Here is a 9652-nt window from a genome sequence, read left to right as displayed (position 1 = left end):
CTGTTGGTACAACGGGTGATTCATACGATAATGCGTTGGCTGAAACGGTTAACGGACTTTATAAAACGGAGGTGATTGAATATTTAAAACAGCAGTGGCAAGGTGTGAGTGATGTTGAATTAGCAACCCTTGAATGGGTCGATTGGTTTAACAAAACTCGCATTCATAGTACGATTGGCTATGTGTCGCCTTTTGAGTTTGAGAGACGATACTATGATAGTTTTATTGAGTCAGACAAAGCTGCCTGACTCAAGCAATCAAGTCTCCGATATAGTCGGGGCGGTTCAGTTAGTAAAGTACGCCTTTATCAAAGACAACCAGCAAATCTTTAGCATCAGTAGGATGTGCCGCGTACTTAGCGTTAAACCATCGAGCTACTATGACTGGCTAGGTCGTGATATCAGCTGTCAGCAGGTACACCGTAATCAGTGCGAGCTACTAGTTAAAGCCGCTCATAGTGAGACTCATGAGCGCTATGGTGTTGAGCGTCTGCATGCAACGCTCACCGAGCAAGGGTATGATATTAGTCTATACATGGTCAGAAGCATCAAAGAGGAACACGGCATCAAATGTCGTCGTCATAAGCGCTTTAAAGTCACCACCGACTCCAATCACAACAAGCTGGTCTATCCAAACGTACTGGATCAGAAGTTTGATGCTAAGCGCCCTAACGAGTCGTGGGTAAGCGACATCACCTATATCTGGACGAATGAGGGTTGGCTGTACTTATCAGGGGTCAAAGACTTATACACCAAAGAGCTTGTCGGTTACGCTATTAACAAGCGTATGACCGCAGATTTAGTTTGCAAAGCACTAAATATGGCCATCAAGAATAAACGTCCAAACAAAGGGCTAATCGTTCATTCAGACAGAGGCAGTCAGTATTGCAGTCACGCCTACCACAAGACCATTAAGCAGCATCAATTTACAGGCTCAATGAGCGCTAAAGGTAATTGCTTCGACAATGCTCCAATAGAAAGCTTCTGGGGCACATTAAAGAATGAGCTGGTATATCATCAAGACTATAAAACAAGGTTCACAGCCATCAATGATATTATCAGTTATATCGAGCTGTACTACAACCAGACGAGGATTCAAAAGGGTTTGGGCTATCAATCGCCAAGACAGGTGTGGTTTGATTATTATCGTCAAGCTGCGTAACTAAAATCTCCCAAGTTTAAGTCTACGGGATTGACGGCAGGGGTCAATCTAAACAAAATACAGGCTCTCTAGATGGTATTAATCCCATACCTCCTGATAGTAGACCCATGAATAAAATGAACTATGCACTTGTTTTTTGGTCGTCAGGGATTATTGTGCAAATCATGGTCATTGGGCAATATCTTCTATACCCTATTGGAGGTTTAAACTTCATACAGGCGTTGGTTGCAGGTATTGTTGCGGCGATTGGCGTTGCCTTATTAATGACCCTACAAGGTCATGCAGGTATGCGATATGGCATTCCTTTTATCGTACAAGGTAGAAGCAGTTTCGGAAACAAAGGTACGAAAATTGTTGCTATTTTACGGTGTATACCGGCAATCGCTTGGAACGGTATTGGTACCTGGATCGGCGCGCTTGCATTAGAGCAAGTCACAAATAGTCTGTTTGGGTTTTCAAATATATGGGTTTATTTCTTTCTGCTAATCGCATTACAGAGCTTACTTGCCTACCGTGGTATTGAGACCATATCAAAATTCAACGGGGCTATGTCATTCATCATTTTTGCCATGCTCCTATACTTCTTTTATGTGGTTTTCTCTACTGGCGATATCGATTTTGCAGCTGCATCAGCGATTGAGGGCTCATGGGGGCTACCATGGGTAGCAGGTATGATGGCAGCATTTGCAAACTGGACGACTGTCATCTTAAATGCCTCGGACCTTACTCGACAAGTAAACCCCAAAGGTCAATCAATTCTCAAGACCAGTGCTATCGCTAATTTTGTTGGGGTACTACCACCTTGGATGTTCATGATTGTCTCTGGTATATTCATTGGTCTGGCCACTGGCAGCAAAGACCCTATTGCTGGATTAGTCGAGCTATCTCCAAATCCTGCTTTTGGTATTGTGTTGTTGATTTTTATTATTTTGGCTCAAATCACCTCTAATCTTACGTTAAACATCTTACCACCAGCCTTGGCATTTCAGGATATTATGAAGACCTCTTGGAAAGGTGGCATTATTTGGGTTGCTGTTCTTTCAGTCGTCTCAGCACCATGGTTTTTATTTAGTAGTGACTATTTCTTTAAATTTCAAAATGTATATTCCAGCTTTCTTGGTCCAGCCGCTGCCATTATGATTGCTGACTATTTCATCGTTAGAAAAATGAAACTAGACGTTGATAAATTCTATGACAACGCAAGTTATGATTATAAAGGCGGATTTAGTCTAGCAGGCATGCTATCTCTTGTTGGTGGTGCCATTATATCATTTGCATTCCTTGACTACTCTTGGCTGGTTGGCTTTCCATTCACCTTCATACTCTTCTTAGTTCTAAAAAAACTGGATGTCGATAAAGTGGCTGGTAGAGACAAATTCAAAGCTACCTAAAAACTTAGCTATCTAAAAATTTAGCATAGAAGCTCGATGCTCAAAAAAAACGACTCTTTCATTAGGTTTCTGCCATGGCTAAAATTTAGTCATGGCTTTTATCAATAATGAATGTTCAAACCAATTTGGCCATTTTCAATCCATTTAGATGACTATCGATTGAATTGAAGACACGCCTTAGAGTATTGCTCACAGGCTATCCGTTATCACAAAACACTTACGATGATAAAAATGGTTAACGTATCTACTAAAAAGTCACCTTTCTTTAACTTTCATAAAAGTACGTAACGCTTTAACTCGCTATCATTTACTTATCCAATAGAGCAACACTCTATTCAGATGTCTTCAGTCAGTCAATAAGCACTGTTACTTATAACTAGTCTAAAAGGGTCTTACTATGAAAAACTTAAACATGAAAAAAATTGCTATTAGCTCACTATTGGCCGTATCTACTTGCTTTGCGATGATCGGTCCAGCAAGTGCTGCCCAACAAGTTGTCGTAGTCAAAGATAAACATCAAGCGAAAAAAGTAGTAGTAGTTAAAGCAAAACCTCAAGCTAAGAAGGTGGTCATAGCTAAAGCACAGCCTAAAGTAAAAAAGGTGGTGTTTGTGAAAGATAAACATCCAGCGAAAAAGGTCATTGTCGTCAAATCATAGTAGACTAAGTAAGTTTTATACTGTATACATCCTACATCGAACTCACTATATTAAACAGAAAAAACCACTATCTCGTCACCTTCCTGCCATGGCTGAAACTTAGTCATGGCTTGTATAAATACTGGGTGCTCCAACCAATCCTGCAACCATCGCTGTAGCTTTGGATACGGCAAATCGTAAAACACCTCACGATCGACATGGGCAAACTGACGCACAAACGGCATGACACCAATATCCGCAACCGTTATGCTGTCTCCGATCAGATAATCATTTTCAATCAGTAATGCCTCCAAATCTTGTAAAAACACTTCACCCTGTTGCCGATACTCTGTCTGAGTCATCTCAGGGTGACGGTCGGCATATTTATAACGATCTAACCACTGCTTAAACTCATTATCATTTCGTGCGATCAGTGCATTGGCCTGCGATAAAACGCTTGCATCCAGTAGTTTCTGCGGATCGTTTTGCTCAAGCGCCCACATCATAATCTCTGCACTTTCCTCAATCACTGAACCATCTAAAAGCTGTAACACAGGCACTGTGCCTTTTGGACTAATTGCTAGCATTTGCTCTGGCTTATTCTTTAGCGTGATTTCTCGTAGCGCTACTGGTAACTCGGCAAATAGTAGACCGAGACGAGCGCGCATCGCATAAGGACAGCGACGAAAAGAGTATAAACAAGGCAGTGAAACATTCATAAATATTTCCATAGTTGAATAGAACTTGAGTTGAATAGAGCTTAAATAGCAGGCAAAACGCAAATAAAAAAACCAATAAAAAAAGATCAGTACACGCAAATCTACTGCTATCAATGACCATTAACGAGTTGTTGGATCTTCAGCAGATTTATAATTGGCCACAGCCTCTAGCAACGACTGTGGTAGATAGGCGTCTTTGAGATGCGCGTGTGGATAATGCTGCTCAAGCCATGACTGATAGTTATAGATGGTTAGCGTACCACAATATAATAAATACAAAACCTGCACGCCGATGCTACGTGACAGACCCATCACACAGTGAAAGTTAATAAGCGTGATAACACTATCTTTTTGCTGGCTCTCATTATCAGTGTTTATCACTCGCGGCTCTGCTGATTGCGTCAAAGATTCAATCCGCTTAAATAGATCAATATAATCGGTAAGCACTACGTCATTTAATGGCTGTAAATCCAGTAAAGGCAAATACACATAATGCACAGGCAGATTGATGAGGTCTTTAGCTATTACTTCAAGACAATCTACATGGCTAGATATCTCAGCGGCCAAATCAACGACGATAACCTGATAGCGATCTGTCTGATAAGAAGCTGTCTCGTAAGGGTTTGAGCGCGACCGTTCTAATGAGTGATAACTAAACAACCAACACCTTAAATGACTATGTAAATCACCCTGTCTAAATCGAGGTGAGGCAACCACTTTGACCGTGTCATTAATAGCATAGGGTGTGAGTGGATATTTTTGAGATTTCAAAAAAGCCTTAAAATACCATTGTCCCAAAAACGACATACTGTTATAAATGATAATAATTGGCGCAAACTTAACCCAAGTCACTATCGTGAGCTTGCCATCACTACCTTTTTTGAACCAGCGTTGATTGCCTGCCAATTTAGTCTGCTGATATACCCAAGCCAACATTATAAAGCTTGCCAGCCAATACACGGCCAAAACCCTTGCAATACTTTCAATAATATCCAACCCTACCATGCTGATAGTCGAAAGGTAAAACCCTGTAATCGCTATCAACACAAACCCGATACCACCCAATGCTAGATACTTAGTTACCAGTCCATTACGAATTCGACCTGAGAGCGCCAGCACCACAGCAGCCAAACCTATCCCGCCGAACACATCCATCAAATGATGCTGATACGTCAATACCGTAGAGACAATAATCAATACACATATCACAACGAGCGACGCACGATATAGCCCAATCCATTGTTTTTTGGACGCTAACACATCCCATAGGGATACCCCAAGTACGACGGCATACGTGACATGCAATGATGGTAATTGATTAAAAGGCTTATCCACCAATTGCAAAAACTGATAGCCAAACTGCGTCCAATCATCAGGTATCACTCGATGAAAAGAAAAACGAGCAGGATAAAGGTAGAAGATTAAGCAGGCAAAAGTAGTCGCTAGGATTAGTCGGTAGGTTAATAAAGATAATTGTCTAGACGTGCGTACTAAAAAAAAGCTTGCCACAAATAAAATCAATGACCAACTATAAGGAACAATCATAGCGGGGATAAAAGGAATAATACTATCAAACGGCGTGGCTAGATGATGAATAGCCGAAGGTGCTATCTCATATAACGAGACGCTATAGAGCGTCGTCACATTATAGAGCAGGTAAAAGCTCAATAGCGCAAGACTCAGATGTCTAAAACGTGTGGGAGCTGAGGGTGTATACGCTGTCGACAAAGGATTCAATTAAATAGCCTTGAAATATACTGAAAGGTTTATAGCCACTGGAGTGTAATTGGTATATTAAATCATATCGAGTATAGCAAATCACTTTAGGTTATATTTAACGTCATGAACTACAGAGGATCTACTATAAAATAAATACAGCGATACGGGTTACATTTTGCGCTGGCTCTAAATAAAAAAGGCCAGCTTATTTAAGCTGACCTTTTCGCTGACATTTCAATAATGACGAATACCAATACTTATTTTATATAGGGCGTGTTGAACATTCAAATGTGGTGCTGGCAGTGACTATTTTTTAGACAATATTTTGGTGCAATTTTAGCGATCAGCAGCCCTAATATTTGAATGTTCAACACGCCCTAGTTGAGTTCAAATAATTTCGATACAAGCAAACCGAGTGCAAGCGATACATTAGCGTAGTTATTGAGACTAGCGAGGATGACGATGTAGTGGATTTATATGGATTTGACTATATGAGTACTTATGGCTTTTTCTTAAAAAACCACCTTGCACCTATCAGCAATGCTATCACAGCACCAAACCCCAATATATAAATAGAACCAAACAAGCTCTTGTCTGCTGCAGCCAATGTCGGTGTGCTAGCTAGCTTTGCACCATCATCTAAAACATCATTATCATCTAAAGCGCTATCTGATAGTGTATTAGCAGATTCATGTGAATGGTCGTCATCTGTATTATGGCTATCTTCATTATGATGATGACCCTCTTGCTCTTGGCTACTTTCATCATGAGTGTGTGCATCATCAGCGGCCATAGGTAGGGCGTCGCTGCTATTTTGTTGCCATTGACCATCAACCAACTGTAAACTTAAGCGATGCTGATTGCTATCATTAAGCGTATATTGCGTTTTTGGAAATTGATCAGACAACAATACAACCGTCATCCGATTGCCATGCAAGTCTTTAAAAAACGTATTGGTCAAATCAATAGATTCGATTGTGTGATCAATACCCTGTGCCTCGGCAGAAAACTGAGTAGCATGACCCAGCTGCACACTCGGGTTAACGACTATAATCGGTTGGTCATTGATCGACAAGGTTAATGATTTAATAAAATGCTCATTGGCTAACTGCTGAAACTCCTCAGCTGTCTTATACGCATCGGGCGAATACGTTTCGTTAATTTGCGCCTCTACTCCAGTCAAAGCACCATCTAGACGCACCAAATATTTGCCATCAGCCGCTTGCGACAGTATAAAAGTCGAGTTGTTAGGGTTATGCGCAGTCGCATTAACGCTCACGATACTCAGCCCAAATGCAGCTAAGCACACAAGCGCTGTTGATGACAAACTAGTCTTCAGCATATACACCACGCAATCCGTTGATGAAGTTGTTATTACCTGCTTTGTCAACGTGGTAATGATAGCCTCTCACCTCATCATAATGCCCGCGAGCCTCATCAAGGTCAGTATATTAGACCTCTTGCAAAAGTCATAGGTTTAGCTCGAAATTAATGATACCAGCAAACAGCTTCATTCTAAGATCATAGCGCTGACGACGGTTACGATATTTATGAGCCACGATTTTGAACAACTTGATTAAGCCTATTTTGTGCTCAACCACAATACGGAATTTTGACAGATAGTGATTGGCCTGTTTGCATATCTCCAGTAACTGACCACCACGTGGCTTTTTAAAAGGGGTGAAGGTTTGCTTATGCAGCTTTGCTATACCCTGATAACCACTATCTGCTAGTAATTTAGCATTGTCAGGAAGCCAATCAGGACAAGTATCTTTATAGAGCTTAAAATCGTGGATTGACCCTTTGCAGGTTTGCACATCAAGTATCAACCCTGTTTGCCAATGAACGATAACCTGCGCTTTCAAGGTGTGTTGTTTTTTCTTACCGCTGTAGTAGTCTCTTTGGTTTTTTTTGGACGCTCAATTGGGGTTTCGGTCGCATCAACAATGACGACGCTCCAATTGATGTCATCATCGACGCGACTAGGGAGCTTTTTGGGCAATTCAAACTTGCCAGAGTCAATCAGGATGTCTTCTACTTTACGGATGATACGGCTAGCAGAAGATTCATGAATACCAAAGTCCATACTGATATGATAAAGCGTGCGGTATTCACGCCAATAAGTCAGGGCTAATAGTATTTGTGCTTTAAGACTGAGCACGCTTGGTCTGCCTGATTTGGTTTTAGATGCTTCATGCTTTTGCATGGCCTCAAGCATGTCATAAAAGGTGGCTTTATGAATGCCTGTATAGCGTTTAAAACTAGCGTCACTTTGTTTGAGTAGCTTATCTATGTTTGGCATGGTTCCTAAAAAGTTATGAGTGTCTTCTTATTTTAATTCCCTTTGCTACTTTTGCAAGAGGTCTATTCGTTGCCATCTGCATCAGTATTGGCATAGATAGCATAGCCATCCAGCGCATAACCAATCATTGGTGCATGACCATCGTCTTGAGTAATTTTGGTCGTCAAACCAGTAGCTGCATGATAATGATAACCTTCATGCGAGTTAATATGACCACCAGCATCGTCAAATGGTGCAAGCGTATAAGCCGCTAGGATATTGCTAACAGGTGCTGGGGCATCAAAACGCACGCCATTAAAGGCAATACCGCGTACTGACGGACCTCTAGACTGTGGGCCTGGACCACCAAACTTAGTGATACTGGCAGCAGCTTTTGGCGTCACCGGAATATAAAAAGTATCGGTCAAATCTTCTACATATTCTGGCAAGCACTCAACACAGTAATTACGGTATTCGTCACCTACTCTTGGATCAGCTGCGGCCACACAGTCTTCAAGTGTTGAGGTTTTTATAATCTCGCCAGTGGTCTTGTTGTACATATTCCAATTACTATCGCCATAAAACTCTGCTAAGTTTTTAACGAACTCACCATCGACATCATGGACCTCGCCATCTTCTAGCCAAATACCACCTTTTGAGGCATCATCGGCAATATTAGTCGGACACCATGGCCCCATACCGACATCGCTCGGCTTGTTTTCGGTAACGATTTTATAGCACTCACCTGTCGTGCCATCTGATAATGAACATGACACTTTACTGATAGGCTCAACCAAACCATCACTCAAAAAATGAGATGGCTGTACCGATACCTCACTACTACAAGCAAATAACCCGCTCGATATAAAAGCTAGGGCTAGGCAGTTTAAGCCAAATTTGGCAGTAGAAATCTGCATGAATGGTCTCCTATTTGTACAAAATTTTGATACAGATGATTTTATGATAAATATCGACGCACTTATTAAAACTTGCCCAATTCTAATACGGTTTCGGCAGTGACGGTGTTGCCTTCATATGTTTGAACCGTGACATAATATTCATGACCATTACCACCAGAGCAAGGTGGCATATAAGCCCCTTCCTTATCCCAACCTGCACCGCGATGTTCTGCAATCATCTCAAATCCTGTTGGTAGCTCGTAAGTGTGTCCAGAGACAGTCGGCAACTGGGCCGTCGTTGTACCTTTTACCAAGGTATAACTCATGATGCCATGACCACCATTATTCATCTTTTTTGAATCACGGTCGCTATAGACTAATACCACGCTGTCTGATCTTGCTGGGATATCAGACACAAGCAGCTTGGGCGTGCCTGGGTTGACGCCATCAAATTTTTGACACTGCTGCCCTTCAGGAACCGTCTCACCATCCCACTTACTATCCACAAAATTAACATCGAGCGCAAAGGCATAAGAAGAGGCGGTTAATAAGGTCAGTAAAGATAGGCGCTTAATAACAGTCAAAGATTGGGTATGAGCAAACATAGCAACTTTCCTTTTGATTGATTAGATCTGATTAATATATTGAACCATGGCTATAACCATGAACACTAGCGACTGTAGAACAGTTATAAATCAAGATGCTTCTAAATCTTCTGATATGACTGGCTGGCAAAATATAGCCGTTTTCAACCCATCTCGATAACGGTCGATTGAGCTGGGACACGCCTTAAACCATGAGCCATTATAATGACTTTTGCAATTTTGGAATTTAAAGAAAAGTAA

The 9652-nt window shown here is 41.3% G+C and carries 10 protein-coding genes and 1 pseudogene; 4 read left to right on the top strand and 7 right to left on the bottom strand.

All coding sequences use genetic code 11. The features are described from left to right. The 4 genes and pseudogenes from EI164_RS06705 to EI164_RS06690 all read left to right on the top strand — a co-directional run. A partial coding sequence (locus tag EI164_RS06705) for an integrase core domain-containing protein (RefSeq protein ID WP_192519210.1) occupies positions 1-248 on the top strand: 248 nt, incomplete at its 5' end. Between the two features lie 34 nt (positions 249-282). Beyond that, a pseudogene (locus EI164_RS06700) lies at positions 283-1161 on the top strand (IS3 family transposase); the annotation flags it as partial. A gap of 29 nt (positions 1162-1190) precedes the next feature. Beyond that, positions 1191-2552, top strand: a complete 1362-nt coding sequence (locus tag EI164_RS06695) for a cytosine permease (RefSeq protein ID WP_318779527.1) — start codon at positions 1191-1193, stop codon at positions 2550-2552. Positions 2553-2949: 397 nt separating this feature from the next. Continuing rightward, positions 2950-3210 carry a hypothetical protein gene (locus EI164_RS06690; RefSeq protein ID WP_192519208.1) on the top strand — a complete coding sequence of 87 codons (261 nt, stop codon included), beginning with the start codon at positions 2950-2952 and terminating at the stop codon, positions 3208-3210. A gap of 50 nt (positions 3211-3260) precedes the next feature. Here EI164_RS06690 and EI164_RS06685 read toward each other — a convergent pair whose 3' ends face one another. The 7 genes from EI164_RS06685 to EI164_RS06655 form a co-directional block, all read right to left on the bottom strand. Further along, positions 3261-3908, bottom strand: coding sequence for a glutathione S-transferase (locus EI164_RS06685; RefSeq protein WP_192519207.1), 648 nt, complete (start codon positions 3906-3908; stop codon positions 3261-3263). A gap of 120 nt (positions 3909-4028) precedes the next feature. Continuing rightward, positions 4029-5645 carry a phosphatase PAP2/dual specificity phosphatase family protein gene (locus tag EI164_RS06680; RefSeq protein ID WP_192519206.1) on the bottom strand — a complete coding sequence of 539 codons (1617 nt, stop codon included), beginning with the start codon at positions 5643-5645 and terminating at the stop codon, positions 4029-4031. A gap of 481 nt (positions 5646-6126) precedes the next feature. Next, positions 6127-6969: a hypothetical protein gene (locus EI164_RS06675; protein ID WP_192519205.1), complete on the bottom strand. Its 843-nt coding sequence runs from the start codon at positions 6967-6969 to the stop codon at positions 6127-6129. Between the two features lie 127 nt (positions 6970-7096). Continuing rightward, positions 7097-7492 (bottom strand): transposase family protein, encoded by a 396-nt coding sequence (locus EI164_RS06670; RefSeq protein WP_192519212.1) that lies wholly within the window; start codon positions 7490-7492, stop codon positions 7097-7099. Further along, positions 7489-7929 carry a transposase family protein gene (locus EI164_RS06665; RefSeq protein WP_192519204.1) on the bottom strand — a complete coding sequence of 147 codons (441 nt, stop codon included), beginning with the start codon at positions 7927-7929 and terminating at the stop codon, positions 7489-7491. The genes EI164_RS06670 and EI164_RS06665 overlap by 4 nt, the downstream gene beginning before the upstream one ends. Before the next feature lie 62 nt (positions 7930-7991). After that, a complete protein-coding gene (locus EI164_RS06660) occupies positions 7992-8825 on the bottom strand; it encodes a YHYH protein (RefSeq protein WP_192519203.1) in 834 nt (277 codons plus the stop codon). 65 nt (positions 8826-8890) lie between these two features. Continuing rightward, positions 8891-9412 (bottom strand): hypothetical protein, encoded by a 522-nt coding sequence (locus tag EI164_RS06655; protein WP_192519202.1) that lies wholly within the window; start codon positions 9410-9412, stop codon positions 8891-8893. Positions 9413-9652: the final 240 nt, after the last annotated feature.

The sequence above is a fragment of the Psychrobacter sp. FME13 genome (assembly GCF_014861395.1).
GTDB lineage: Bacteria > Pseudomonadota > Gammaproteobacteria > Pseudomonadales > Moraxellaceae > Psychrobacter.
This window is presented reverse-complemented; position numbering and strand designations above follow the sequence as displayed.

Bases quoted from the DNA above. Each gene is read 5' to 3' on its own strand.
- EI164_RS06655 (WP_192519202.1), bottom strand. From the start codon at position 9,412: ATGTTTGCTCATACCCAATCTTTGACTGTTATTAAGCGCCTATCTTTA.
- EI164_RS06665 (WP_192519204.1), bottom strand. From the start codon at position 7,929: ATGCCAAACATAGATAAGCTACTCAAACAAAGTGACGCTAGTTTTAAA.
- EI164_RS06675 (WP_192519205.1), bottom strand. From the start codon at position 6,969: ATGCTGAAGACTAGTTTGTCATCAACAGCGCTTGTGTGCTTAGCTGCA.
- EI164_RS06660 (WP_192519203.1), bottom strand. From the start codon at position 8,825: ATGCAGATTTCTACTGCCAAATTTGGCTTAAACTGCCTAGCCCTAGCT.
- EI164_RS06690 (WP_192519208.1), top strand. From the start codon at position 2,950: ATGAAAAACTTAAACATGAAAAAAATTGCTATTAGCTCACTATTGGCC.
- EI164_RS06685 (WP_192519207.1), bottom strand. From the start codon at position 3,908: ATGAATGTTTCACTGCCTTGTTTATACTCTTTTCGTCGCTGTCCTTAT.